Here is a 25,919-nt window from a genome sequence, read left to right as displayed (position 1 = left end):
GTCTTTCCGCCCGGTTGCTCGGTGCGGGCGGCCCAGGTCACCGGCAGCCCGTCGAGCGCACCGCTGCTGCCGCTGCCAGGACCGCCCCGGGCCGCCGGGTCCGCGATCGCCGTTCACCTGGCCAATCTACGCACTCGGGACCTGCGCGGCGGCTCGTGCCGTGGTGTGGCGTCTACACGAAAAAATCGCCCCCGAATGGGTGACAAACACCATTGGCGACGACCGGTCCGCACCCCGACGATGGTTTTACCCACACAACAACGTCGAGCCGACCCGGATCGACGACAGCCCGCCGACCACGGAAGGACCGCGAGCTGAACGGATCGGCATCGAGCCCGGTGTGTCGATCCTTCCCGATTCCTGCTGGACCCGGAGTTGATTTCGCCTCCGGTTGGTGACGGCCGTTTCAGGCCGAGCGCGACGGCAGCGAACCGATCCGAAATGGATGGAAGGAACCCCCAGGTGCCCGATGAAAGCGCTGGCGAGCAACGCACCGAATCGCCTGACACCGGCAAACTACGCATTCGCAAGCTGTACGACAGCGAGACGAAATTGTCCTGGGTTCTGGCCGGCCTGGCAGGACTGCTGGGAGCTACGGCGTTCACCCATTCCGCCGGCTACTTCGTCACCTTCATGACCGGCAACGCGCAGCGCGCGGTGATGGGCTACTACGCCGAGGACGACTGGGCCGCGTCATCGCCCTGGCTTGCGGTTTCGGCCGCCCTGCTGCTGGTGGCCTTCGTGGGCGGCGTGATCAGCGCGTCGCTGTGCCGGCGCTACTTCTGGCCGACCCGACCGCATTCCACCACGGTATTGACCACGCTGGCGCTGGTACTCGCCACGCTGCTGGACGGGTTCCTGCTCGGCGGACCGGAGCTTCCGCTGCCGTTCTTCCCGATCATCTTGATGACGTTCGGCATCGGCGCGTTGAACGCGACCTTCATCGACAAGAAGGGCGAGGTGTCGATCCCGCTGAGCTATGTGACCGGCACCCTGGTGAAGATGGGCCAGGGCATCGCGCGGCACCTCCTCGGGGTAGACGAGATCACCGCCTGGCTGGGCTACTTTCTGCTGTTCGGGTTTTTCGTGCTCGGCGCCGGGATCGGTGGGGCTATCGGTATGGTCGCCGGCGGTACCTACATGCTGGCGATCGCCAGCCTGATCTGCGCGCTGACCACCGTATACACCTACTTCTACGCCGACCGTCGTCAGATCTTCCAATAAGTCGCAACCAAACCCGGTACGTCGCACCCAAACCCGGACCTCACATTTTCTCAGGTGACGTTAGCGGTATTCCCATCAACTTGTTATGTTGAACGCGCCAGTTCGGCCACTGTCGCGGAAAGAGGTCTACCCACGATGACTCGTGCGCCCAGTCGGAGGCTAAACCGTGGTGTTGTCGGTCTGGGTGCGGCGGTGGCGGCGTTTCTGGCGTTCGGCGTGACACCGCTGGCCGCGGCGCCGGCGGCCGCCGCCGACAGCTTCGACGACGTGTTCGAGCTGGCATGGGCGCCGTTCCTCGATGAGGCCACCGGCGGCACGGACTGGGCTGCGGTCTTCGACCCGGCGTCGTGGGAGGCGTTCTTCGGGCAGCTGAACTTCGATGGCGTGCTGCCCGGCGCGGCAGCTGCGGAGCCGAGCCTGTTCGCCCCGGACCTCACGGCGTTGATGCACGACTGGGTTTACACCCCGCTGTACACCGGTATCGACGACCTGGTAGGCAGCTCCTGGATGGCGCCGGTCGTCGACGGGCTGAACCAGCTCAGCGGGGCGCTGGGGCTGGGCCTGATGATCGGTGACGGGACGGCCGGCACGGCGGAGTCCGCCGCCGGTGGAGCGGGCGGCTGGTTGTTCGGTGACGGTGGGGCCGGCTGGGACAACAGCGAGGTCAACGGCGTCGGTGGTGCCGGTGGCGCGGCCGGGTTCTTCGGCAACGGTGGCTCCGGTGGCTCCGGTGGCGAGGGCGGAGCCGGGGGCGTCGGCGGGGCCGGCGGCTGGTACATGGGTGTCGGCGGCGCCGGCGGCTCCGGTGGCGACGGGCTGATCGGCGGTAGCGGTGGCGACGGTGGTCTGGGCAGGGGATGGGCGCTGGGCGTCGGCGGGGTCGGTGGCGACGGTGGCGACGGCACCCACATCGGCGGCAACGGTGGCGACGGCGGCAACGGCTCGATCTGGTTCGGCGGCGGCGGCGACGGCGGCGACGCCGGCAACGGCGTCTACCACGGTCCGGGTGATCTGCCCGGCCTGGGCGGGGCCGGCGGCCTCGCCGGCGCTTTCGGCACGCACGGCGCGGTCGGCAACTTCGGCACGCTGGACGACGCCCCGGAGCGGGGCCCGGCCGAACTCGCCACCGCCGGCAACTGGATCGTCGACCACGACGGCCGGGTGGTCATCCTGCAGGGCGTCAACCAGGTGTATAAGTCGCCGCCGTTCTCACCCGGCGGCAACGGCTTCGACGACGACGATGCGGCGTACCTGGCCGCCAACGGCTTCACCGCGGTGCGGCTGGGCATCTACTGGGCGCAGATCGAACCGCAGCCCGGGGTCTACGACATGGAGTACCTGGAGTCGGTCAAGGAGACCATCGAGACCCTCAAGGCGCACGGCATCGTCAGCATCCTCGACATGCACCAGGATCTCTACAGCTCGGAGATCGGCGGCAACGGCGCACCGGACTGGGCGACGATGTTCAACCCGGACGACAACGACACCAGCGCACCGTTCCCGTTCGGCTACGCCCTCAACCCCGCGCAGAACCAGGCCTGGGATGCGTTCTGGGCCAACGAGAAAGTGGACGGCGTCGGGCTGCTGAACCACTATTCCCGGATGTGGCAGACCGTCGCCGACTACCTGGGCGGTACCCCGGGTGTCGCCGGCTACGAGATCATGAACGAGCCGTGGCCGGGCACCCCGTGGCTGGGCAGCTTCCTCGGCAACGCGCACTTCGACCGCGAGACGCTGACCCCGTTCTACGACCAGGTGACCTCGGCGATCCGGTCGGTCGACCCGAACACGACGGTGTACTACGAGCCGAATGTGCTGTTCGGCAACGCAACCGCGGTGACCCACATCGGTCCGGTCGACGACGACAACACGGTGTTCGCGTTCCACGACTACTGCATCTTCGACGCCCTGGGTGGTGGCAGCTCCTTCGGCTGCTCGCTGTGGGACGGGATGATGATGAGCGGCGCCCAGCACTACATCGACCGCTACGACGTCCCGGGGATGGTCACCGAGTTCGGCGCCACCCGCAACCTCGACACCATCGCCAGTCAGCTGAACTCGATCGACCCGCACAAGTTCGGGTGGCTGTACTGGGGCTACACCAACGAGGCGGGGTCACTGGTGCACAACACCAACGTGGCGCCGACCGGGGACAACGTCGACGAGGCCGTTGTGGCGACGCTGGCCCAGCCGTACCCGCAGGTGATCGCCGGCGTTCCGAACAGCTGGTCGTTCGCAGACGGCGTCTTCTCGTTCAGCTACTCCACGGCGATGGCCGACGGCTCGGGCAGCTTCGGCGCCGGGTCGGAGACACAGATCTCGATCCCGCAGATCCAGTTCCCGAACGGCTACCAGGTCAGCGTCACCGGCGGCACGGTGGCGTCGGAGGACAATGCTCCGGTGCTGGTGATCGAATCGGTCGCCGGTGCCGGCACCGTCACCGTCACGGTGACGCGCGTCGCGGGGGCATAGCCGGCATCTTCCCCCGCCGAGATTGCAACCATGGAGGAAAAAGCCGCGAATTCCCTGCATGGTTGCAATCTCGCGATGGGAGGGCGGGGAGCGAGGGGCGGGGAGCGGGGCGTCAGCGCAGCCAGCCCAGCTGATCGGCGAACAGCGAGTACCCGACGAAGGCGACGGTGTCGATCAGGCCGTGGGCCAGTACCAGCGGCCACAGCCGGCCGGTGCGCTGCCAGGCGTAGCCGAACACCAGACCCATCGCGACGTTGCCCAGCCCCGCGCCGAACCCCTGATAGAGGTGATAGGCACCGCGCAGTAGCGCCGACCCGGCCAGCGCCACGGTCGGGGGCACCCGCAGCTGCCGCAACCGGGTCAGCAGGTAGCCGACGACGATCACCTCTTCGGCGAAGCCGTTGGCGAAGGCGATCACGATCAGCATGGGGGCGCGCCACCAGGTGTCGTCGACCGCCGCGGGGACGACATCGGCGTTGAGACCCAGCGTCCGCGCCAGCAGATACAGGCCCAGTCCGGGCAGCCCGATCAGGGCAGCCAGTCCGAGGGCGCCGGCCAGATCGGTGCGGCGGGGCAACCGATCCAGCCCGATACACCCCGGTCGGTAGCCGCTGCGCCACAACAGATACAGCGCCAGGGCGCCCCAGGCGAACAGCTGCGCGGCCCAGGCCGCGTTGAGGCCGAAGTCGATGAAGTCGAAGTACGATCGGCGCGGGTTCAGCGGGATCCGCTGGGCGCTGAGGTCGCGCAGCACCGCGTCGGTGAGCTGCAGGATCGCGGTGACGGCGCTGAGCCCGAAGGTGACCGCCAGCACCACGGCGACCTCCAGGCGCAGTGCGCGTCGCTGGTCCGCCGGCTCGGTCACCCCGACACGGTATAACCGCTACGGACGACGGGGCTGCAGTCCGTTGAGGAACGGGCAGCCCATCAATGCGCGCACCGCCCGGTTCAGGCTCAGTACGTCCTCGACCGGACGCGGGAAGCTCAGCCGCACGTCGTGGTCACCATCGGCGGCCTCGATCCGCAGCCACATCCCATAGCGGTCTACCGCGAGGGGGCGGGGCCGCCCGCGGCGCAGTTGCGGCGGCAACTTGGTGGTGGCCAGCCGGGCTAGCAGTTCGGGGTGCGCCGAATCCAGGTGCTGCAGCCAGTGCGCCTCGATCGCGCAGAACGGGTCGGGGCGGGCGGCCAGCAGCTCATCGACGGCGACCGACTCGGCGCCCGTCGCATCGGCCAGCACCGCCGAGTCCGGCGTGAGCCGCAGCAGTGCGTAGCTGACGTCCGTGGGGGCCGCGACCGCGGACGGCCGGGCCGTCGAACGCGGGGAGATCACCTGCAGCAGAGCTGGATTGGGGTTGACCGCGGCGATACGGTCGAGCAGTGCGGGGATCTCGGACTCGGGGACCGTCAGCAGTCGGCCGCGGATCCACGCCAGCGCGCGGACCCGTTCACGCAGCCGTAGCGGTGCGTGGTCGGTCAGCTCCAGCATCGCCGCCACCCCGGTGCCGGCGGCCTCGGCGACCGGATCGCCGACGGGGACCGCCACCACCATGGATCCGTCCGGCAACAGCTGGCACACCGGCGCGTTGACCGGCGCGGCGTCGGTGGAGTCGGCGATCGCAAGCAGTGCCTGGCCCCGGACACAGGCGCTGCGGATCCGCTCCGCGGACGTCGGGACGGTTACCGCTGTGGTGGTGGCCATCGATCACCCTTTCCGTAAGTGAGGTAAGCCTAACTTAATTAACGGTCGGGTCCGGCGCAACCGTTTCGCGGATTCCTTCTCCACGCCGCGCTCGGGGCGACCGCCCCGAACCGCCGCGGCCGATAGGGTTGAGCGGTGACCCGCATCAGCTATCTCGGCCCGGCGGGGACCTTCACCGAAGCGGCGCTGCTCGCGTTGACCGGCGCCGGATTGGTTCCCGGCCGTGGCCATCAAGACCATCAAACGGTGCCGGCCGAGACCACCCCGGCCGCGCTGGACGCCGTGCGTACCGGCGTCACCGAGTACGCCTGCGTGCCGATCGAGAATTCGATCGAGGGCGGTGTGACGCCCACCCTGGACGGCCTCGCGGTCGGCTCGCCGCTGCAGATCTTCGCCGAAACCACCCTCGATGTCGCGTTCTCGATCGTGGTGGCGCCGGGGCGGGCGCCCGGTGACATCCGCACGGTGGCCGCCCACCCGGTGGCCGGCTCCCAGGTGCGACGCTGGCTGGCCGAGCACCTCCCGCGGGCCCATGTCGTGCCGGCGAACTCCAATGCGGCTGCCGCCCAACAAGTCCGCGACGGACAGGCAGACGCCGGGGTGAGCACCGCGCTGGCGGCGCAGCAGCGCGGGCTGGTCACGATGGCCGACGGTGTCATCGACGAACCCAACGCGCGGACCCGCTTCGTGCTGGTGGGCGCGCCCGCGCCGCCGCCGCGGCGCACCGGCGCCGACCGGACATCGGTGGTGCTGCGGCTGGACAACGCACCGGGCGCCCTGGCGGCCGCGCTGACCGAATTCGGCAGCCGCGGAATCGATCTGACCCGGATCGAGTCCCGCCCGACGCGCACCGAGCTGGGCACCTACCTGTTCTTCCTGGACGCTGTGGGACACATCGACGATCCCGCCGTCGAGGCCGCGCTGCAGGCGCTGCGTGGCAGCTGCGCCGACGTGCGGTACCTGGGCTCCTGGCCCGCCGAGCCGTGCGGCGGAGTGGAGGCGAGGACATGAGCGGCCGGCTGGTGCTGCTGCGGCACGGTCAGTCGTACGGCAACGTCGACCGTCGGCTTGACACCCGGCCGCCCGGGTCCGAACTGACGCCGTTGGGCCGGGATCAGGCCCGGGCGTTCGCCGGGAACGGTCTGCACCGTCCGGCGTTGGTCGCCCATTCGGTGGCGGTGCGCGCGGCCCAAACCGCCGCGGAGGTCAGTGGACCGTTCGGCGTGACCGCCCGCGCCATCGAAGGCATTCACGAGGTGCAGGCCGGCCATCTGGAGAACCGCAACGACGACGACGCGATCGCCGAGTTCAACGCGATCTATCAGCGGTGGCACTGCGGCGAGACCAGCGTCGCGTTACCCGGCGGCGAGACCGCCGAGCAGGTGCTGGACCGCTACCTGCCCGTGGTCACCGAGCTGCGGATGCGTTACCTCGACGACGACGACTGGATCGGGGACATCGTCGTGGTCAGCCATGGCGCGGCGATCCGGCTGGCAGCCGCCACACTGGCGGGGGTGGACCGCAGCTTCGCGCTGGACCACCACCTCGGCAACGCCGAGGCGGTGGTGCTGTCGCCGATCACCGACGGCCGGTGGAGTTGCGTGCAGTGGGGCTCGCTGACGCCGCCGTTCTATCCCGAACCCGATGCCGACCCGGTCGGCGACGCGCTGCGCTCCGACACCGACCCGATGGGCTAGACCAGCGCTAAATCGCCAGCGCGTAGACCTCGGCGCAGCGGCAGCCGACCGCCTCGCAGTCGAGCGCGAACGAATGCGCCATCAGCTCGCCGGGACAGCCGTCCTCGGTGCACTCGGCGGTGTACAGCACATGGTGGATGAGCGTGCCGTGGCAGTGCTCCAGCCCCGCCCGGCAGGCTCGGCAGTGGTCATCCATGGGTCGTTCATAGCACTGCCTGCCGACAGCATCGTTCCGCCGCGCCGCGGCCGCGCCCTTCAACCCCAGCCGAGTTCGTGCAGCCGGTCGTCGTCGATGCCGAAGTGGTGGGCGATCTCGTGGATCACGGTGATCCGCACCTCCTCGACGACCTCGTCATCGGAGCCACACATCTCCAGCAGCGCGTCGCGGTAGATCGTGATGGTGTCCGGCAGCGACCCGGCGTAACTGGAGTCCCGCTCGGTCAGCGCCACCCCTTCGTAGAGCCCGAGCAGGTCGGGCTCCTCGTCGTTGCGGCCCTCTACCAGGATGACGACATTGTCGAAGGCGGCGGCCAGTTGGGCGGGAATCAGGTCCAGCGCGTCGGAGACGAGTTCGTCGAACCGGCGCGGGTCCATCTGCACACTCACCGCGGCTGGCTACCAGCGGGCAATTGGTTCAGCCGCTCCGCGGGAATCGACGGCGGCGGCACCGGGGGCTGGCCGTTGATCAGCAGCGGCCCGCGAGCACTGTTGAGCAGGGCCGCCCAGCCGCCGTTGCCCAGCGTGGCGCCGAGGCTGCACGCCACCTCGCGGCTGCCCGCCGACCAGCTCGGCAGGGAGATGGTGGCGTAGGTCAGCGTCAGCGTGGTGTCGCGCAGCTGCACCGGCGCCAGGTAGGCATCGGTGAGCCGGGTGCAGGTCTCCTTGATGAACGCGTCCTGCTCGGGTTCGGGAGGCAGCGCGTCGGGGAACCGCTCCGCCAGATTGACGGTGCCGGTGACCTCTTTGGTGTGGGGTGCGGCGCAGTCCACCGGAACGTCGTTGGGCTGATTGGTGGCCGGGTCGATGCCCAGGCAGGTGCCCGGCGGCCAGACCTTGGACTGGTCGATGTCGGCGACCTTGCCGGTGAAGGCGATCTGTTGGCCACCCACGCCGGGAAGCTGCAGGCCGCACAGCATTCGGCGCTCACCATGCTGCCGCCAGGCCCGCTCGCCGGCCCACAGCATGCTGGCGACGAACTTGCTGTGCGGGTCGAATTTCGCGCCGAGGTAGCGGCGCACCGAGGACTCGCACTGCTCCTGGGTGATCTGCTCGATACGGGCCGTCGACGGCGGCGGGGCCTCCGGGCCGTACTCGGCGCCGGGGAACATCTTCATGTCCACCGGCCCGGCGACCTCGAACTTGTGCTCCTCGGCACAGCTGACCACCGTCGCGCCGTCCAGGTCGTCCTCCGGCCAGTTCAGGCAGTCGCCGGCGACCGCGCGGTCGATCGCCTCGTTGCCCTTTCCGACACCGATCCCCAGGCCGGGCCCGGGGCCCTTGCCGCCCGCACCGGGTGGCGGCTCGGCGCTCAGATGGCCGAGCAGCCCGCCGGGCCCCTCGCCCAGTACCGGAACAACGGTGACCAGCCCGGCGATCAGCAGCCCGCCCAGCGCGGTCAACAGCAGGGTGCGGCGGGTTGCGGCGGCATGTAGCGTGCGCAGCCAAGACACCCGCTTGGCGGGTGGATTTTCCTGGTCGGCTGCCTTCGACATCCGGTCCATTCTGACAGGCAGCCGCCAGCACGTGACAAATGATGCGAAAGTGATGCCGCTGACCGGGCTGGGCCTGGTTGTAGGGTTGCGCCGTGATCGACCTGAGCTTGCTGCGTGAAGACCCCGACCGCGTCCGCCGCTCCCAGCTGGGCCGCGGCGAGGACCCGGCCCTGGTGGATGCCCTGCTGGCTGCCGACACCGCTCGGCGCACCGCGATCTCGGCGGCCGACACCATGCGTGCCGAACAGAAGGCGGCCAGCCGGTCGGTCGGCGCGGCGTCGCCCGAGGAGCGTCCCGTGCTGCTGGCCCGGGCCAAGGAGCTGGCCGAGCAGGTCAAGGCCGCCGAAGCCGCCCAGGCCGAGGCGGAGGCGACGTTGCGCGACGCGCACCTGGCGATTCCCAACGTCGTCATCGACGGGGTGCCCGCCGGCGGGGTGGACGACTACACGGTGCTCGACGTGGTCGGTGAGCCGCCGGCGATCGAGAACCCTCGGGACCATCTGGAGCTCGGCGAGTTGCTGGGCGTGATCGACATGGGCCGCGGCGCCAAGGTCTCCGGGTCGCGGTTCTACTTCCTGACCGGCGCCGGGGCGCTGCTGCAGCTGGGCCTGCTGCAGTTGGCGCTGCGGCTGGCGGTTGAGAACGGATTCACGCCGATGATCACCCCTGCGCTAGTGCGGCCCGAGATCATGTCGGGCACCGGGTTTCTCGGCGCGCACGCCGAGGAGGTGTACCGGCTCGAGGCCGACGAGCTGTACCTGGTCGGCACCTCCGAGGTGCCGCTGGCCGGCTACCACGCCGACGAGATCCTGGACCTGTCCGGGGGGCCGCTGCGCTATGCGGGGTGGTCATCGTGTTTCCGCCGGGAGGCCGGCAGCTACGGCAAGGACACCCGCGGCATCATCCGGGTGCATCAATTCGACAAGGTCGAGGCGTTCGTCTACTGCCGGCCCGCCGAGGCCGAGGCGGAACATGAGCGGTTGCTGGGCTGGCAGCGCGAGATGCTGGGCCGCATCGAGGTGCCCTACCGGGTGATCGACGTCGCCGCGGGCGATCTCGGCTCGTCGGCCGCGCGCAAGTTCGACTGCGAGGCCTGGGTGCCGTCGCAGGGCACCTACCGGGAGCTGACCTCGACGTCGAACTGCACGACGTTCCAGGCGCGCCGGCTGGCCACCCGCTACCGCGACGACAACGGCAAGCCGCAGACGGCCGCGACGTTGAACGGCACGCTGGCCACCACCCGGTGGCTGGTGGCGATCCTGGAGAACCACCAGCAGCCCGACGGCAGCGTGCGGGTGCCGGCGGCGCTGGTGCCCTACGTCGGCGTGGAGGTGTTGGAGCCGTCCGGCTCCTGACCGGCGTCGGCGTCAGGCGGTGAAGAGCCGGCGCGAGCAGTCCAGCAGCATCCGGTGCAGCTCGTCGTTGGCGACATCGGCGACCGTGGGGTCGGCGGCCGCCCCGAGGATGCCGGGAACCAGCATGGCGATCGCGATGAGCGTCGCGGGGTCGGGCTCAGGTCCGGCCAGGATTGCCTGCAGGCGTCGGGAGGCGTCCCGGAATTCCCCGGTGGCCTCGACCACGCCCACCACGGCCGGGTCGGTATGGGCCAGGGCGGTGGTGCGGCGATGGCGGACCGCCAGCTCGATGAGGCCGCTGATGGTGGCCTCGCGCTGAACCTCGCGGGACTGGATCGCCTCGGCGATATTGACGACCCGGGCGATGTCGTCGAACACTGGACGGAAGACGGCGACGACGATGTCGTCCTTGGAGTGGAACTGGTAGTACACCGCCGACTTGTTGACGCCCAGGCGGTCGGCGATCATCTGCAGGGTCGTGCCGCTGACCCCGTGTTCGGCGAACAGCGCCTGCGCCGCGTCGAGCACGCGGTCTCGTGCGAAACCGCGCGGAGCCAACGTCTTCGCCACCGCGTACCTCCCGGCCACCCAGAGTGAGCCACACCGGCCAATTGAACTAACTACTCGCTTGAATCTACTTTACTGTTCGTATAACTTCACCTTCGACGATTAAGACTGCAGGCCAGGGGAGGGAGCGTCGCCGATGCTGAAACCACAGGTCCACGAGTCGGCGGAACGCGCCCGATGCAAGCGCTGAAGCGCGGCTGGCTGCCACTGCTCATCGTGGTGGTGCTGGTGCTCGGCACGCTGACCGTGCTGCGGCTGCGCACCTTCTTCGGCGGTGAGGATTCCAGCCTGATCAGCACCAAGGTCGACGACACCAAGCCCTACAACCCGAAAGTCGTCACCTACGAGGTCTTCGGCGAGCCCGGTGCGACCGCCGACATCAGCTACCTCGATCTCGACAGCAGGCCGCAGCGCGTCGACGACGCGGTGTTGCCGTGGGCGGTGACGTTGAGCACCACCTTGTCGGCGGTGTCGCCCAACCTGTATGCGCAGGGCAAGGGCTCCACGCTGGGGTGCCGCATCAGCATCGACGACGAACTCAAGGACGAACGAACCGCCACCGGCGCCAGCGCCATGACCTTCTGTCTGGTCAAAGCCGCATGAGCGCGCGGCCGAACCCGCATGCCGCCGAGCGCGGTCGGATCGCCAAATGGATTCGGCGCCTGGCCATCCCGATCATGCTCGGCTGGATCGGGATCATCGTCCTGGCGAACGCGACCGTTCCGCAGTTGGAGCAGGTCGCCGAGACGGCCGCCGTGCAGATGACGCCTGAGGAGGCGCCGTCGATGATCGCGGTCAAACGTCAGGGCCAGCTGTTCGAAGAGTTCAGCTCCAACAGCTCGGTCATGCTGGTGCTCGAGGGCGACGAACCGCTGGGCGCCGACGCTCATCACTACTACGACGAGATCATCGCCAAGCTCAAGACCGACACCGTCCACGTCGAACACATCCAGGACTTCTGGGGCGATCGCCTGACCGCCGCCGGGGCGCAGAGCCCCGACGGCAAGGCCGCATACGTGCAGATCTACACCGCCGGCAACCAGGGCGAGGCGTTGGCCAATGAGTCGGTCAAGGCCGTACAGCAGGTGGTCGACAGTGTGACGGCGCCGCCGGGCGTCACCGCCTATGTGACCGGTGGTGCCGCGCTGGCGGCCGATCAGGACAAGGCCGGCACCCGCAGCATGCACGTGATCGAGGGCCTGACGTTCGTGGTGATCATCACCATGATGCTGCTGGTGTACCGATCCATCACCACCGTGCTGCTGGCGCTGTCGATGGTGGTGACCGGTCTGATGTCGGCCCGCGGCATCGTCGCGTTCCTGGGCTATCACGGGCTGATCGGGCTTTCGCCGTTCGCGACCAGCTTGCTGGTGACGCTGGCGATCGCGGCCGCCACCGATTACGCGATCTTCCTGATCGGCAGGTACCAGCAGGCTCGCGCTGCCGGCGAGGACCGGGAAAGCGCCTACTACACCATGTTTCGCAGCACCGCGCATGTGGTGCTGGGCTCGGGGATGACGATCGCGGGGGCCACCATGTGCCTGCACTTCACCCGGCTGCCGTACTTCCAGTCGTTGGGTATCCCACTGGGTATCGGCATGACGGTCGTCGTCATCACCTCACTGACGATGGGGTCTGCCGTCATCTCGGTGGCCGGCCGGTTCGGGACGCTGCTGGAACCCAAGCGGGCCAGCCAGGGCCGAGGCTGGCGCAAAATCGGTGCGGCCGTGAGCCGTTGGCCCGGGCCGGTGCTGATCGCCGCTACCGCGGTCGCCATGGTCGGCATCCTGGCACTGCCCGGTTATGAGCCGGGTTACAACGACCGCGCCTACATGCCGGCCGACCTGCCCGCCAACCAGGGCTTCCTGGCCTCCGACCGGCATTTCCCCTCGGCGCGGATGAACCCCGAGATGCTGATGATCGAAACCGACCACGACGTACGCAACTCGGCCGACTTCTTGATCATCGAGCGAATCGCCAAGCGGGTCACCGCCGTGCCCGGCATCTCCCGGGTCATGTCCATCACCCGGCCGCAGGGCATTCCGATGGAGCACTCCACGTTCGGCTATCTGCTCGGCATGCAGTCGGTGAGCCAGGAGATGACCCGGAAGTTCAACGAAGACCGCACCGCCGAGATGCTGGCGCAGGCCGAGGACATGCAGGTCAACATCGACACCATGACCAAGATGATCGAACTCATGGAGCAGATGAACGCCACCATGGGCCGCATGGTCGGCAAGATGCACTTGATGGTCTCCGACATCGAGGAACTGCGCGACAAAATCGCCAATTTCGACGACTTCTTCCGGCCGATGCGCAGCTACTTCTACTGGGAACCGCACTGTTTCGACATTCCGGTCTGTTATGCGCTGCGGTCGGTCTTCGATGCCATGGACGGCGTCGACACCATGACCGACGCCTTCAAGGGGATCCTTCCGGACATGGACGCGATGGCCGCGCAACTGCCGCAGATGCTGGCGTTGATGCCGCCGATGATCCAGATGATGAAGAACGCCAAGGCCATGATGGAGTCCACCTACGCCACCCAGAGCGCACTGGCCAAGCAGCAGGAGGAGGCTCAGGGGGATCCCGCCGCGATGGGGGAGGCCTTCGACAAGGCCCGCAACGACGACTCCTTCTACCTGCCGCCGGAGATCTTCGACAACGAGGAATTCCAGCGCGGCATGAAGATGTTCATCCCCCCCAACGGTCACGGGGTGCGGTTCATCATCACCCACGAGGGCGACCCGCTCAGCGCCGACGGCATCGAGCACATCGACGCGATCAAGCTCGCGGCCAAGGAGGCGATCAAGACCACGCCGTGGGAGGGCTCCAAGATCTACGTCGGCGGCACCGCCGCGATGTTCAAGGACATGCAGGAGGGCTCCGATTACGACCTGATGATCGCCGGAGTGGCGGCGCTGTGCCTGATCTTCATCATCATGCTGATCATCACCCGTGCCGTGGTGGCCGCGCTGGTGATCGTGGGCACCGTGGTGGTCTCGCTGGCCGGCGCCTTCGGTATGTCGGTGTTGGTGTGGCAGCACATCATCGGGCTGCCGGTGCACTGGATGGTGCTGGCCATGGCGGTGATCATCCTGTTGGCCGTCGGCGCCGACTACAACCTGCTGCTGGTGTCGCGGCTGCGGGAGGAGATCCACGCCGGGCTGCACACCGGCATGATCCGGGCCATGGGTGGCAGTGGGTCGGTGGTGACCGCCGCCGGACTGGTGTTCGCCTTCACCATGATGACGATGGCGGTGAGCGAACTCCGGGTCATCGGACAGGTCGGCACCACCATCGGTATGGGGCTGCTGCTCGACACGTTGATCATCCGCTCGTTCATGACGCCGGCGATCGCCACGCTGCTCGGGAAGTGGTTCTGGTGGCCGCAGGTGCCGCGGCTGCGGCCGCCGCCGTCACCGTGGCCCGCACCGCTGCAACGGGATCCGCATGAGGCGCTGGTGGAATCCGGCGGCGGGTCCCACCGGAAGTGGTGAGCGTCCTCAGGTCAATGGCGCCATGATCCGCCGTGCGGTGTCGAGCAGGATACTGTGCAGCTGCTCGTCGTCGATGTCCTCGAGTTCGGGATCGGCTGCGGTGGTGAAGGTTCCGGCCAGCAGTGTGGTCGTGATGATGCGGTCTTCGGCGGTCGGGGAGGGGCCTTGCAGGAGTGCCGCCGCCGCATCGTGGGTTGCCATGAAGTCCTCGCGCGAGCGCACCGCATATTCCACGGCGCGGTCGTAGAACAGGAAGGTGAGCCGGCGGTATCGCACCGCCAGCTCGACCACGCCGCTGACCGTCACGTCGCGCTTGCCCTGCGCGGTCGGCATCGCCTCGGCGATCTTGATCACCCGCACGATGTCATCGAACATCGGTTCCACCAGGGCCATCACGATGTCGTCGCGGGAGCGGAATTGGTAGTACACGGCCGGTTTGCTCACGCCCAGCCGGTCGGCGATCATCTGCAGCGAGGTGCCGCCCACGCTGTGCTCCATGAACAGGTCCAATGCCGCCTGCAGTACTCGCTCCCGCGCGGAGCCGCGCGGCGCCACCGGCTTGGCCACGACATCCCTCCCGTCGTCGCGGCCAAGCCTAGCGCGCTGGGGTTTTCGGAGCGGGCCTGCTACGTGGTTGCGGTGGCGTGGCGGCGCTGGCGTTCCATGGTCGCGAAGTAGAACGCGTAGGCGAACGCGCAACTGGTGAACAAGCTCGACACGAAGTACAGCCACGGGTGCCGTAGGCCCCGCCGGTAGCCGTCCACGACTGTGAACAGCGGCAGCAGAATGACGTTGATGATGGTGTAGTCCTGGCTGGCCGAGCCGGCCGCCGGGTTGGTGTACATCAGCTGGATGTACTGGGTCCAGCTGCCCGGCCCCCAGATCGGGTTGTGGTTGGGGCCGCCGGCGTACTCGTTGACGAAGCGGATGTTGAAGTACCAGCCCAGCCCGATCGAGGCGATGCCGATCACGTAGTACACCACCTCCATCGGCGAGAACTGTCCGCCCTGAGGCGGTTTCGCGAAGACCGCGCGGTTGGCCGCCACGATCCAGCCGACGGTCGCCAGGCCCAGCACTGCATGCACGAGGAGCGAGATCATGCGCTCAGTGTCACCACGACTCGCGAGTTTTGTCAATATTGTCATTCTGGACGTGCCGGGCGCTGCGGTACGTTTAGCCGCATGCCCCGAGCGCCGCAGACCGCGCGCAGCGAACGCACCCGCGAAGCACTGCGTCAGGCCGCGCTGGTGCGATTCCTGGCCCAGGGCGTCGAGGACACCTCCGCCGAGCAGATCGCCGCCGACGCCGGCGTCTCGCTGCGCACCTTCTATCGGCACTTCACCTCCAAGCACGACCTGCTGTTCGCCGACTACGACGCCGGCCTGCAGTGGTTCCGCAGCGCACTGGCGGACCGGCCTCCGGGCGAGCCGATGGTCGAGTCGGTGCAGGCCGCGATCTTCGCCTTCCCCTATGACGTTGAGGCGGTGACCCGTATCGCCGCGCTGCGCGCCGAGGAACTCGACCCCGAGCGGATCGTGCGGCACATCCGGCAGGTCGAGGCCGACTTCGCCGACGCGGTGGCCGAGCGGTTGCGGGCTACCCAGGGGCCCGCTGACCCGCTGCGGATCGCGGTGACGGCTCGCTGCATCGCCGCGGCGGTGTTCGCCGCGATGGAGGTCTGGATGCTCGACGAGGATCGCTCGTTGGCTGAGCTGGCCCGGATGTGCCGGACCGCACTGGATTCGCTGGCCAACCGCTAGTTACGTCAATATTGACAAAACCTCGCCCGCCGTGTCAGCCTCGGCGCAACGGAAGGCGGGTGCGCGGGTGAGTTTCAAGGCCGATTACGACGCGATCGTCATAGGCGCCGGGCACAACGGGCTGGCGGCGGCGCTCATCCTGCAGCGCGCCGGCCTGCGCACGCTGTGTTTGGAGGCCGGGCGTTACCCCGGCGGGATGGCCTCGACGGTGGAGCTGTTCGACGGCTATCGGTTCGAGATCGCCGGTTCGGTGCAGTTCCCGACGTCGGCCGCGGTCAGTGCCGAGCTGGGTCTCGATGCCCTGGACAGCATCGACCTCGAGGTGATGTCGGTGGCGCTGCGCGGTGTCGGCGACGACCCGCTGGTCCAGTACACCGACCCGATGAAGCTGTTCACCCACCTGTCCGAGGTGCACGGCGCCGATGCGGTCAACGGCATGGCGGGCCTGCTGGCCTGGAGCCAGGCCCCCACCCGGGCGCTGGGCCGCTTCGAGGCCGGCCGTCCGCCGAAATCACTTGATGAGATGTATGCCTGCGCCACAAATGAATTCGAGCGCTCGGCGATCGACGACATGCTGTTCGGCTCGGTCACCGACGTGCTCGACCGTTACCTGCCCGACCGGGAGAAGCACGCCGCACTGCGCGGATCGTTCACGGTGCTGGCCGTCAACACGCTCTACCGCGGGCCGGCCACGCCCGGCAGCGCCGCCGCGCTGGCCTACGGACTCGGCGTTCCCGACGAGAACACCGTGCTGATGAAGAAGCTGCGCGGCGGGATCGGGGCGCTCACCCGGCACTTGTGCGACACCTTCACCGGGTTGGGCGGTGAGCTGCGGCTGCGCAGCAAGGTGGCCGAGATCCTTGTTGGCGATGGGGCGGTGTCCGGCGTGCGTACCGAAGCCGGCGACACGCTGAGCGCCCCGGCGGTGGTCTCGGCCATCGCCCCCGACGCCACCGTCACCGGGCTCCTCGACTCGGCCGCCGTGACCGACGACGTCCGCGCCCGCTACGCGCGCACCGATCACCGCGGCTCGTACCTGCAGATGCATTTCGCCCTCGACGAAGCCCCGGAGTTCGCCCCGCCTTACCAGGCGCTCAACGACCCCGCCATGCAGGCCTCGCTGGGGATCTTCTGCACGCCCGAGGAAGTGCAGCAGCAGTGGGAGGATGCGCGGCGCGGCGTCGTGCCGGCCGATCCGACCGTCGTATTGCAGATCCCGTCGCTGCACGACCCCGATCTGGCCCCGCCGGGCAAGCACGCCGCGTCGGCGTTCGCGCTGTGGTTCCCGATCGAGGGTGATGGCAACTATGGCGAGATGAAGGTCGAGATGGGTCAGCGGGTGATCGACAAGATCACCCGGCTCGCACCGAATTTCGAGCGCAGCATCAGCCGGCACACCACCTTCACCCCGCGCCATATGGGCACCATGTTCGGCGCCCCCGGCGGGGATTACTGCCACGGCCTGCTGAACCCGGACCAGATCGGGCCCAACCGGCCCGGCGCCCGCGGCTTCCTGGGGCAACCGCTGGTCGACGGGCTGTACCTGGGCAGCGCCGGCTGTCACGGCGGCCCCGGCATCACCTTCATTCCCGGCTACAACGCCGCGCACGCGGTGCTGGCCGACCGTTGAGCGCACGCTGGACGCGAAATACCCTTCAGCCGGCCAGCAGTTCGTCGAGCAGCTCCTGGAACGCCGTCGGATCCACCGGGGTGAACGCCGGCTGCGGCCAGCCGGCGTCGGCGAGATCCAGGGTGATCAGCGTGCTGCGCAACGGCCGCTTGACGTCCAGCGGCAGCCAGCGCCGCAGGTCCGAACTGCCCCACAGCCGGAACCGGTGCGTCAGCATGCCCAGCGGCTCGGCGCGATAGCCGCGGATCGCCGACAACGGGATCACCTTCGAGGTGCCGGACGGAAAGTGGTAGCGGCGCAACGTGATCGCCCGGCCGTCCAGGGCGACCAATCCGTCGTCGTAGGAGCCGGTCACAGCTTCTCGCAGCGCAACTCGTGCCCCTTGGCGGTCAGGCAGCGCCCGGTGCGCAGGTCCCATTGCCAACCGTGCTGATTGCAGGTCAGCGTCTCGCCGTCGACCACCCCGAACTTCGACAGGTCGGCCTTCATATGGGGGCAGCGGCGCTGAATCTGCCAGCCGGCCAGGGTGATGGTCGCCGAGTCGTCGTGGCTCTCGCCGAACCAGCCGTCGGCGTAGACGATCCGGTCGGTGGTGAGGCACTTGAAGAACGTGTAGAGGTACTCGTTGTAGCCGCCGACCCGCCAAGCCTTGAACCGGGTCGACAAGAAGATGGTGTTGACCCAGTCGGGTTCGTCGTCACGCAGCACGGTGCGCACCAGCTCGGGTGGGATGGCGAAGCCGTACCGGAACTTCTCGCCCGGAACCGGTTCGCGCACCATGCGTTTGGGAAAGTCCAGCACCACCGTCTCGGTATGCCCGGGACCGTCGAGCACCAGCTCGACCGGATAACCGATGCCGTCGCAGATCTCGTTGCTGCGGCCCATGATCGGCTCGAACAGGGCGCGCAGCCCCTCGAGCATCGCCGGGCCGGCCGCCGGCGCCCAGGACGCCTTCTCGGCGGCCAGCACCGGCGCCATCCGATCGGCGTAGGCGGCGATGTAGGCCGCCTTGCCGGCTGTGAAGATCGTCTCGACGTCGTCGGCCGGATGGGTCAGCGAATCCAGTTGCGCTCCGGTGAAATCCGCCGTGGTGCCGGGAACCATCAGCAGCCCGCCGTCGTGGCCGTTGCGCCGCAGCTGATCCAGGAACACCAGCTGGTCGGGGAAGATGTTGGCCGGATCGCCGTGATCGTCGTTGAGATGGCGCAGCTCGGAATCCAGAAAGCACGGCGGGCCGGCCGAGGGCACCACCCATCGGGCGCCGACGTGGGCGACGTACTGCCGGGCGCGGTCCATCTGGCGTTGCCGCTTCTGGGTGCCGAACGCCTGCTTCGCGCGGGCCGGCATGTCGTAGACCATCGGGTACCAGATCGCCCCCGAGTACTGCAGCAGGTGCACGTCGATGCCGTCGAACTCGTCGAGCACGTCCAGGTCGATCGGCCGCGAGTCGTTCATGTTGAAGACGGTGGTCACCCCGTCGCAGACCACCAGCCCCGAGTCGCCGATCGGGCCGTCGGCCGGGGCGCGCAGCGCGATGATCATCACGTCCAACTCGCCCTTGGGGCCCGTCACGGTGTGCCGCACCGAGTCGGAGGTCTCGAAGAACCGGTGAAAACCCAGCGCCTCCAACTCCCGGCGCAGGTCCGGCACCGGATAGTCGGGCAGCAGCACCGTCGCATCCTTGTTGACGTGGGCCGCCAGGTGGCGCGGGTCGAAGTGGTCGTGGTGCAGGTGCGAGATGTAGAGGTAGTCGCAGTCGCCCAGGGCGTCCCAGTCCAGCGCGGAGTTGTCGGGAAACGGGAACCACGACGCGAAGTAGGCCGGGTTCACCCACGGATCGCACAGAATGCTCCCCGCGGCGGTGTCGATCCGGAAGCCGGCGTGTCCGACGCTGGTGACCCGCACTTGCACCTTCCCGACGCTGTAACCGATACCTCCCGAGCTTAACGGCGGCACGCCCGCCGGCATCGCCCAGGCGATCGCAACCGCGGCGGAGCCGGACGAAGCGGGCCGCCGTATGACCTAGGCTGGACGACTGTGGAGCCGTGGTACGGGAGTGTCGCTACCGTTGCGCGCACGTTGTGGCGCTTTCAGGGTGTGAAGATCACCGTCACCGGTGCGGAGCACGTCCCCCCCAGTGGCGGCGCCGTGGTGGCGATCAACCACACCGGCTACCTCGACTTCACGTTCGCCGGGCTGGCCGCCTACCTGGGCAAGCCGCGCCGGCGGTTGCGGTTCATGGTCAAGAAGGAGATGTTCGACAACCGGTTCGTCGGCCCGGTCATGCGCGGCTGCCGGCACATCGCGGTGGACCGCGGCCAGGGAGCGGACGCCTACGCCGCCGCCGTCGAGTACCTCAAGGCCGGCGAGCTGGTCGGGGTGTACCCGGAGGCGACCATCAGCCGCAGCTTCGAGCTCAAGGAGTTCAAGAGCGGCGCCGCCCGGATGGCGGTCGAGGCGCAGGTGCCGATCATCCCGCACATCGTCTGGGGCGCCCAGCGGATCTGGACCAAGGATCACCCCAAGCGGCTGGGGCGCACCAAGGTGCCGATCTCGGTGGCGATCGGCGAGCCGATACCGCCGACGCTGCCGGTCGAGGATCTGCGGGCACTGCTGCAAACCCGCATGCAACACATGCTCGAGCAGGTGCAGGACGCGTATCCCGAGCATCCGGCCGGGGCGTATTGGGTGCCGCACCGTCTCGGCGGCGGTGCCCCGACCCCCGCCGAGGCACTGCGGCTCGACGCTGAAGAGGCCGCCCGCAAGGCCGCGAAGCGCGACGCCCGAAATCAGCAGCCCCCGACCGCGACGGGCGGCTCGGAGTAGCCCTGGCATGCAGCCGGTTTTTCGTGCGCTGGAACTGGCAGCGGTGACCATGGTGAAGGTCTCCGCCACCCGACTGGATTTCGAGGGCCTGGAACACATCCCGGCCACCGGCGGCGCGGTGATCGCCATCAACCACACCGGCTACGTCGACTTCCTGCCGGCGGCACTGGCGGTGTATCGGCGGAAACGTCGGATGCGGTTCATGATCAAAGCCGAGATGCAGCGGGTGAAGGTGGTGAATTACCTGATCAACCACACCGGGACCATCCCGGTCGATCGGGGCGCCGGGTCGCACGCCTACCGGCATGCGGTGGCCGCGCTGCGCTCCGGCGAGGTGGTCGGGGTGTACCCGGAGGCGACCATCAGCCGCAGCTTCGAGCTGAAAGACTTCAAGTCCGGGGCCGCCCGGATGGCCCTCGACGCGCAGGTGCCGATCGTCCCGCTGATCGTGTGGGGCGCTCACCGGTTGTGGACCAAGGATCACCCGAGGGCGCGGCTGGTCGCCAGCAAGATACCGATTACCGTCCTGGTGGGCCCGCCGCTGGCCCCGGCAGGCGACGCGGCCACCCTCAGCGCCCGGCTCCGCGCGGCGATGGTGCCGATGCTGGACCGGGCACAACGGGAGTATCCGCACCCGGCGGGTGAATACTGGGTGCCGCGACGACTGGGCGGCAGTGCGCCCACTCCGCAGGAGGCTAGGGTTCTCGATGAGCGGGAGCTGGCTGAACGGATGCGCAAAGGGGCGGGTCAGGGCCGACCGGACGCATCGAGCACGGAGTAGTAGCGCATGGCCGAACCACTGTTCCGAACCCTGGAGATGGTCATCCCGCCGCTGGTCAGGGCCAACGGGCCGCATCCGACGTTCGAGGGGCTGGAGAACGTTCCCGAATGCGGCGGTGCGGTGCTGACCCTCAACCACACCAGTTACCTGGACTGGTATCCGGCCTCGATCGCGGCGCTGCGGCGGAACCGGCGGCTGCGGTTCATGATCAAGTCCGAGATGACCGAGGTGCCGGTGATCGGCTACGTCATCAAGCACATCAAGCTGATCCCGGTCGACCGTTCCGCGGGCGCAGGCGCCTACGACGTGGCGGTACAGCGGCTGCGCGAGGGCGAGCTGGTCGGGCTGCACCCGGAGGCCACCATCAGCCGCAGCTTCGAACTGCGTGAGTTCAAGTCCGGCGCCGCGCGGATGGCCCAAGCGGCCGGTGTCCCGCTCATCCCGGTGATCGTCTGGGGCATCCACCGGGTCTGGACCAAGGACCACCCGAAGCAGCTGTGGCGCAACCACGTTCCGGTGCTGGTGAAAATCGGTGAGCCGATGGCCGCCTCCGGCGATGCCGAGGCGACCACCGCCGAGCTGCGTGGCACGATGGCCGCGATGCTTGAACAGGCGCAACTGGAGTATCCGCACCCCGCCGGCGCGTACTGGGTGCCGCGGCGGCTCGGTGGCGGCGCTCCCACCATTGCCGAAGCACTGGCGATGCGCGAAGCCGAGCTGGCCGAGCGCGACCGCCAACGCATGGCGCAGCCGCACGGTGGCCGGCTGCGGCGGGCGCTGGCCGGCCGGGGGCGGCATTGATGACACGGCCGGCGCTGCCGCAGCACCCGATCCCCGCGCTGATCGCCAGTGACGTCGACGGCACCCTGCTCGACAACGCCGAGAACATCACCGAGCGCACCCGGGCGGCGGTGCATGCGGCCATCGACGCCGGCGCCGGCTTCATTTTGGCGACCGGGCGCCCGCCGCGCTGGATCGCACCGGTCGTCGATGCGCTCGGGTTCGCGCCGCTGGCGGTCTGTGCGAACGGGGCGGTGCTCTACGACCCGAACACCGACCGGGTGATCTCGGCGCGGACGCTGTCGGTGGACAGCCTGGTCAAACTGGCCGAGGTCGTCTACCGCGTCATCCCCGGCGCCGGCCTGGCGGTGGAGCGCATCGGTGAGCGTGCGCACGATGCGGTGACGCCGCAGTTCGTCAGCTCGCCGGGCTACGAACACGCCTGGCTCAACCCGGACAACACCGAGGTGTCCCTGCAGGATCTGCTGTCGCGGCCGGCGATCAAGTTGCTGGTCCGCAAGGCGGGCGCCGCCAGCGCCGACATGGTGGCGGAGTTGGCGGACCACATCGGCAGCGCCGCGGAGTTGACCTATTCCACCAACAACGGGCTGGTGGAGGTGGTGCCGGCGGGCATCACGAAGGCCAGCGGCATCGAGGAACTGATCACGCCGCTGGGGATCGGCATCGAGCAGGTGGTGGCGTTCGGGGACATGCCCAACGATCTGCCGATGCTGGTGCAGGCGGGCCACGGCGTGGCGATGGGCAACGCTCATCCGGAGGTGCTGGCGGCCGCCGCGGAGATCACCGCGCCCAACACCGAGGACGGCCTGGCGCGGGTGCTGGAACGGATTTTCCCCGGTTGACGCCGCGGCGCGGCTTTCTCGCAGTCTTCCGCCGTACCCGCAGCGTGAACGGCGCTAGTTGACGCCGATCACCCGCGAGAAGCGCTCCAACTGCACCGGCGGGCCCTCCGGCGGGGGCGGCGGCAGTTCTTCGGCATTGCCGTCGATAACCCGGATGACGCTGCCGTCGGCCCGGTTGTAGTTCAGCGTGCCGTGCTGGAAGTTCTGCCCGATCCACTCCGGTTCGGGGATCTCGGCGCTGGTCGGCAGCCCGAGCATGCCGCGCTCGTAACCCAATGCCGCCCAGGCGTCGTAGATCGCCCCGGTGATCGGCTGGGCGCCGGTCTCCGGTGACCAGTACACCGCGCCGCGCTCGAAGGTCGCGTACTTGGTGGAGCCCTCGCCGATCGCCTCGGGCGAGGTGGGGGCACCGAGCAGGCCCGCCGCGCCGCCCAGCTCCAGCCAGCGGGCGTGGATGGCGCCGCCCTGCATGGTCCTGACGAGGTCTTCGGGGCCCGGCGGATCGCCGAAACGGGCGGCGATATCCCGGATCTCGTTGAGCGCCACGTACCCGTGCTCGCCGGGGCACTCCGTCTCGTCGAGGTCGCGGTGGCCGATGATCGCCGGCAACGACAACGCCGAGCCGCGCGGAAAGTGGGTGAAGGAGCCGCCGCCGGAGGTCAGTTGGACGGTGCTGCGCGGGTCGGTGCGGTCCAGCCCCAACCGCCAGCCCAGCAACCGGCCGACGGTCTCGAGCTGAATCGGCGGTGGCGGCGCGTCGTCGAAGGTGCCGATCATCGACACCCCCCAGGTGTTCTTGTTGAACCCGCCGGCGTGGCTGCCCACGATGCCCTTGGTGATGCCGCCCGCCCGGCCCTCGAACACCTGGCCGTACTTGTCCACCAGCGCGTTGTAGCCGATGTCGCACCAGCCCAGGGCGCGGGTGTGGTAGGCGTAAATGGCCCGGATGATCGCCGCCGAGTCTTCGGGGGAGTAGTCGTTGGAGCCGGCGGTGTGATGCACCACCGCGGCTTGGACCGGGCCGCTCTCGGCCGGCTTGCCGCAGCGGCCGCGGGCGCCGGCACCCCATTGACTGCGGGGAATGATGTTGGGCGGCTGTCCCGGTGCCAGCGCGGCGCTCGGCGGGGTCCATTGCGCGTCGACCGGGGCTTTGGGCGGGGTGATCAGGACCGCGGAGATGTTCTGGGCGAACGGCTGCGCGGCGGTGGCCGGCACATAGCCGAGGTCGGGCTTGGGTGTGGACTGCGGCTTCGACCCGGGCCCCGCCTTGGCCCCGGTCTTGGGATCCGGCTTGGCCTTGGATTCGGGCTTGGTGTCGGCGGATTCGGGCCGGGTGAGCGCGATCTGGACCGCGGTGGTCCGGCCGACGAACACCGGTTCGGTCCCGTCCGGTCCGGGAGCGGGCGCATCGGCCGGCCGAGGCTGCGAGGACGCGTTATTGACCTCGTGGGCGGTGGCATACCACGGGCCCCACGACCCGTCGGCGCGCCTGGCGCGGACTTTCGCCGAGGTGCCGCTGAGATCGCCGCCGGTGAGCGCCACCATGGTGAAGGGCTCGTCCTGGGTGATCTCCCGGACCGTGACGCCCGGTCCGAGGTCGGGCAGTGGTTGCTGGTTCAGCTTGGTTGCCGCGGCGCTCGGGGGAGCCGGTGTGGTCCCTGCCGACTTCGACCCCGGCCCGGCGTCCAGTGCCCACGGCAGGATCAGCACGGTCGCGACGGTAGCGGTCAGCTTGATCGTCGGCGGAGGACGACGTGTTGGCACGTGCTGATGTTACGTATGTGTCTGTTGTTGTTTGTGATGCGACACGCGCCTGACCGAAGTGGGCGAACGTCAAACGACACCGCAGAGTCCCACGTTGCCCGGCGGTGCGGGCTGACTCTGCGGTGCCGTTTAGGGAAACAGGCTTCGTTGTTACGGAGCCGGCACGGCAGCGGGAGCCGCCGCGGCGGCCGGACCGGCGCCCTGCGCGGCTTGCGCGATGGACGGGATCACCACACCCTTGAGCAGGTCGATGGCCTGCCCGGCGCCCAGCTGGTTGGCCGCGCTCATCAGGTCGCTGACGACGCCGCCGCTACCACTGCTCTCCGGCATGCCCAGTGAGGGGTCGCCGAGGATCGGGTAGGTGCCGTCCAGGCCCGGGTCGAGGCCCACCGGCGAGGTGAGCGGCATGCCGTCGGAGCCCAGCAGACCGGTGTCCGGGCTGGTCAACCCGGGGCTGGTCAATCCGGGGCTGGTCAGCGACGAGTCGGACAGCGACGGGGTGGTCAGACCGGGCGAGGTCAGCCCCGGGGTGCCCAGCGACGGTGTGGTCAAACCCGGCGAGGTCAGGCCCGAGGTGGTCGACACACCGGGTGTGCCCGCCGGCGGCGTGGCCAGCGACGGCGTGGTCAGCGACGGGTCGGTGAGCCCCGGTGAGGTCAGGCCAGGCGAGGTCAGCCCCGGCGAGGCGGGGTAGAGCCCCGGTGAGGTCAGGCCAGGCGAGGTCAGGCCGGGCGAGGCGGGGTACATCCCCGGCGAGGCGGGATACATCCCGGACCCTGCCCCGTTGCCGAAGCCGCCCGGCACCGGCGGAAGATTCACGCCGAACTGGGACAGGCCCTGGGTGAGGGCGGAGATCAGCTCGTTGGGCAGGTCGGCCACCGATGCCGCCGCGACGAAGTCACGGTGCTGCGGAGCGTCCTGGTGGGCGGCCAGCTCGGATACTGCGACAACTGCAAACGGACTCGCGACTGCCAGGGCGGCGACTGCGCTCATGGTGGTCGAGAGCCTGCGTCGACGTCGGTTCGGCACGGAAGTCTCCTCAATGTGTTTTGCCCTTCAGTCCCGAGGGGCTGTAGAGCGTTTACTGCCTACCTGAACGACGGTACGCGTGTGATTAGTGTGAATAGAGTGACGAGATCGAATCGTGAGGAAACCGCGATCAACCCTTCCCCGGCGTCGGTGTCCTGGGGTGCGCACCGAGATTGCACTGGTGCGCGGAATGGGCGCGTTTTGCCTGCGTAGGCGCAATCTCGCGGTGCCGCCGGCGCCACGAGGGACCGGCCGGC

24 protein-coding genes and 2 pseudogenes are annotated in these 25,919 nt (G+C 68.9%); 13 read left to right on the top strand and 13 right to left on the bottom strand.

What is annotated here, in order from left to right; translation table 11 throughout:
- Positions 1 to 107 (bottom strand): annotated as a pseudogene (locus BST10_RS24285) (osmotically inducible protein OsmC); the annotation flags it as partial.
- Between the two features lie 415 nt (positions 108 to 522).
- On the opposite strand from BST10_RS24285, the gene BST10_RS12700 reads away from it, so the two are divergent.
- Together BST10_RS12700 and BST10_RS24180 are read left to right on the top strand one after the other, a co-directional pair.
- On the top strand, positions 523 to 1,224 hold the full coding sequence (locus tag BST10_RS12700) for a DUF1275 family protein (protein WP_083038117.1): 702 nt from the start codon (positions 523 to 525) through the stop codon (positions 1,222 to 1,224).
- Positions 1,225 to 1,416: 192 nt separating this feature from the next.
- Positions 1,417 to 3,696: a cellulase family glycosylhydrolase gene (locus BST10_RS24180; RefSeq protein ID WP_109559496.1), complete on the top strand. Its 2,280-nt coding sequence runs from the start codon at positions 1,417 to 1,419 to the stop codon at positions 3,694 to 3,696.
- A gap of 112 nt (positions 3,697 to 3,808) precedes the next feature.
- Here BST10_RS24180 and BST10_RS12690 read toward each other — a convergent pair whose 3' ends face one another.
- Positions 3,809 to 4,561: a CPBP family intramembrane glutamic endopeptidase gene (locus BST10_RS12690; protein ID WP_083038107.1), complete on the bottom strand. Its 753-nt coding sequence runs from the start codon at positions 4,559 to 4,561 to the stop codon at positions 3,809 to 3,811.
- Between the two features lie 18 nt (positions 4,562 to 4,579).
- Complete coding sequence (locus tag BST10_RS12685; RefSeq protein WP_083038105.1) at positions 4,580 to 5,398, bottom strand: DUF2470 domain-containing protein; 819 nt, start codon at positions 5,396 to 5,398, stop codon at positions 4,580 to 4,582.
- A 135-nt stretch (positions 5,399 to 5,533) separates the two neighbouring features.
- Here BST10_RS12685 and pheA point away from each other — a divergent pair, with 135 nt between their 5' ends.
- Positions 5,534 to 6,409 carry a prephenate dehydratase gene (gene pheA / locus BST10_RS12680; RefSeq protein ID WP_083038103.1) on the top strand — a complete coding sequence of 292 codons (876 nt, stop codon included), beginning with the start codon at positions 5,534 to 5,536 and terminating at the stop codon, positions 6,407 to 6,409.
- Positions 6,406 to 7,095: a histidine phosphatase family protein gene (locus tag BST10_RS12675; RefSeq protein WP_013831068.1), complete on the top strand. Its 690-nt coding sequence runs from the start codon at positions 6,406 to 6,408 to the stop codon at positions 7,093 to 7,095. Before pheA ends, BST10_RS12675 begins: the two co-directional genes overlap by 4 nt.
- 7 nt (positions 7,096 to 7,102) lie before the next feature.
- Here BST10_RS12675 and BST10_RS12670 read toward each other — a convergent pair whose 3' ends face one another.
- From BST10_RS12670 to BST10_RS12660, 3 genes and pseudogenes are all read right to left on the bottom strand, one after another.
- Positions 7,103 to 7,291, bottom strand: coding sequence for a hypothetical protein (locus tag BST10_RS12670; protein ID WP_013831067.1), 189 nt, complete (start codon positions 7,289 to 7,291; stop codon positions 7,103 to 7,105).
- Between the two features lie 59 nt (positions 7,292 to 7,350).
- Positions 7,351 to 7,701, bottom strand: coding sequence for a metallopeptidase family protein (locus tag BST10_RS12665; RefSeq protein WP_041319136.1), 351 nt, complete (start codon positions 7,699 to 7,701; stop codon positions 7,351 to 7,353).
- A 17-nt stretch (positions 7,702 to 7,718) separates the two neighbouring features.
- A pseudogene (locus BST10_RS12660) lies at positions 7,719 to 8,816 on the bottom strand (septum formation family protein); the annotation flags it as partial.
- An 83-nt stretch (positions 8,817 to 8,899) separates the two neighbouring features.
- Between BST10_RS12660 and serS the strand changes: the two are divergent.
- Positions 8,900 to 10,162, top strand: a complete 1,263-nt coding sequence (gene serS, locus BST10_RS12655) for a serine--tRNA ligase (protein ID WP_083038099.1) — start codon at positions 8,900 to 8,902, stop codon at positions 10,160 to 10,162.
- A 12-nt stretch (positions 10,163 to 10,174) separates the two neighbouring features.
- Here serS and BST10_RS12650 read toward each other — a convergent pair whose 3' ends face one another.
- Positions 10,175 to 10,732, bottom strand: a complete 558-nt coding sequence (locus BST10_RS12650) for a TetR/AcrR family transcriptional regulator (RefSeq protein ID WP_083038097.1) — start codon at positions 10,730 to 10,732, stop codon at positions 10,175 to 10,177.
- Between the two features lie 174 nt (positions 10,733 to 10,906).
- Between BST10_RS12650 and BST10_RS12645 the strand changes: the two genes are divergently transcribed.
- Together BST10_RS12645 and BST10_RS12640 are read left to right on the top strand one after the other, a co-directional pair.
- Positions 10,907 to 11,332: an MmpS family transport accessory protein gene (locus BST10_RS12645; RefSeq protein ID WP_013831062.1), complete on the top strand. Its 426-nt coding sequence runs from the start codon at positions 10,907 to 10,909 to the stop codon at positions 11,330 to 11,332.
- Positions 11,329 to 14,229: an MMPL/RND family transporter gene (locus BST10_RS12640; protein ID WP_083038095.1), complete on the top strand. Its 2,901-nt coding sequence runs from the start codon at positions 11,329 to 11,331 to the stop codon at positions 14,227 to 14,229. Before BST10_RS12645 ends, BST10_RS12640 begins: the two co-directional genes overlap by 4 nt.
- 6 nt (positions 14,230 to 14,235) lie before the next feature.
- Here BST10_RS12640 and BST10_RS12635 read toward each other — a convergent pair whose 3' ends face one another.
- The gene (locus BST10_RS12635; protein ID WP_083038093.1) at positions 14,236 to 14,796 is read right to left on the bottom strand and encodes a TetR/AcrR family transcriptional regulator; all 561 of its coding nucleotides are present in this window, start codon (positions 14,794 to 14,796) and stop codon (positions 14,236 to 14,238) included.
- Positions 14,797 to 14,855: 59 nt separating this feature from the next.
- Positions 14,856 to 15,329 (bottom strand): DUF2834 domain-containing protein, encoded by a 474-nt coding sequence (locus tag BST10_RS12630; protein WP_083038091.1) that lies wholly within the window; start codon positions 15,327 to 15,329, stop codon positions 14,856 to 14,858.
- An 81-nt stretch (positions 15,330 to 15,410) separates the two neighbouring features.
- Between BST10_RS12630 and BST10_RS12625 the strand changes: the two genes are divergently transcribed.
- Positions 15,411 to 15,989 carry a TetR/AcrR family transcriptional regulator gene (locus BST10_RS12625; protein WP_083038089.1) on the top strand — a complete coding sequence of 193 codons (579 nt, stop codon included), beginning with the start codon at positions 15,411 to 15,413 and terminating at the stop codon, positions 15,987 to 15,989.
- A 67-nt stretch (positions 15,990 to 16,056) separates the two neighbouring features.
- A complete protein-coding gene (locus BST10_RS12620) occupies positions 16,057 to 17,619 on the top strand; it encodes a phytoene desaturase family protein (protein WP_083038114.1) in 1,563 nt (520 codons plus the stop codon).
- Between the two features lie 25 nt (positions 17,620 to 17,644).
- Here BST10_RS12620 and BST10_RS12615 read toward each other — a convergent pair whose 3' ends face one another.
- Both BST10_RS12615 and BST10_RS12610 read right to left on the bottom strand, forming a co-directional pair.
- Positions 17,645 to 17,974 (bottom strand): hypothetical protein, encoded by a 330-nt coding sequence (locus tag BST10_RS12615; protein WP_083038086.1) that lies wholly within the window; start codon positions 17,972 to 17,974, stop codon positions 17,645 to 17,647.
- Positions 17,971 to 19,524 carry an MBL fold metallo-hydrolase gene (locus tag BST10_RS12610; RefSeq protein ID WP_083038084.1) on the bottom strand — a complete coding sequence of 518 codons (1,554 nt, stop codon included), beginning with the start codon at positions 19,522 to 19,524 and terminating at the stop codon, positions 17,971 to 17,973. Before BST10_RS12610 ends, BST10_RS12615 begins: the two co-directional genes overlap by 4 nt.
- 132 nt (positions 19,525 to 19,656) lie before the next feature.
- Here BST10_RS12610 and BST10_RS12605 point away from each other — a divergent pair, with 132 nt between their 5' ends.
- The 4 genes from BST10_RS12605 to BST10_RS12590 are packed head-to-tail and all read left to right on the top strand — an operon-like array spanning position 19,657 to position 22,869.
- On the top strand, positions 19,657 to 20,445 hold the full coding sequence (locus BST10_RS12605; RefSeq protein ID WP_083038081.1) for a lysophospholipid acyltransferase family protein: 789 nt from the start codon (positions 19,657 to 19,659) through the stop codon (positions 20,443 to 20,445).
- Positions 20,446 to 20,452: 7 nt separating this feature from the next.
- Positions 20,453 to 21,226: a lysophospholipid acyltransferase family protein gene (locus BST10_RS12600; protein WP_083038079.1), complete on the top strand. Its 774-nt coding sequence runs from the start codon at positions 20,453 to 20,455 to the stop codon at positions 21,224 to 21,226.
- A 6-nt stretch (positions 21,227 to 21,232) separates the two neighbouring features.
- Positions 21,233 to 22,027, top strand: coding sequence for a lysophospholipid acyltransferase family protein (locus BST10_RS12595; RefSeq protein ID WP_083038077.1), 795 nt, complete (start codon positions 21,233 to 21,235; stop codon positions 22,025 to 22,027).
- The gene (locus tag BST10_RS12590; RefSeq protein ID WP_083038075.1) at positions 22,027 to 22,869 is read left to right on the top strand and encodes a Cof-type HAD-IIB family hydrolase; all 843 of its coding nucleotides are present in this window, start codon (positions 22,027 to 22,029) and stop codon (positions 22,867 to 22,869) included. Before BST10_RS12595 ends, BST10_RS12590 begins: the two co-directional genes overlap by 1 nt.
- A 54-nt stretch (positions 22,870 to 22,923) precedes the next feature.
- Here BST10_RS12590 and BST10_RS12585 read toward each other — a convergent pair whose 3' ends face one another.
- Both BST10_RS12585 and BST10_RS12580 read right to left on the bottom strand, forming a co-directional pair.
- Positions 22,924 to 24,633, bottom strand: a complete 1,710-nt coding sequence (locus tag BST10_RS12585; RefSeq protein ID WP_083038073.1) for an N-acetylmuramoyl-L-alanine amidase — start codon at positions 24,631 to 24,633, stop codon at positions 22,924 to 22,926.
- Positions 24,634 to 24,783: 150 nt separating this feature from the next.
- Complete coding sequence (locus tag BST10_RS12580; RefSeq protein WP_083038071.1) at positions 24,784 to 25,662, bottom strand: hypothetical protein; 879 nt, start codon at positions 25,660 to 25,662, stop codon at positions 24,784 to 24,786.
- Positions 25,663 to 25,919: the final 257 nt, after the last annotated feature.

The organism is Mycolicibacter algericus DSM 45454 (assembly GCF_002086455.1).
GTDB lineage: Bacteria > Actinomycetota > Actinomycetes > Mycobacteriales > Mycobacteriaceae > Mycobacterium > Mycobacterium algericum.
This window is presented reverse-complemented; position numbering and strand designations above follow the sequence as displayed.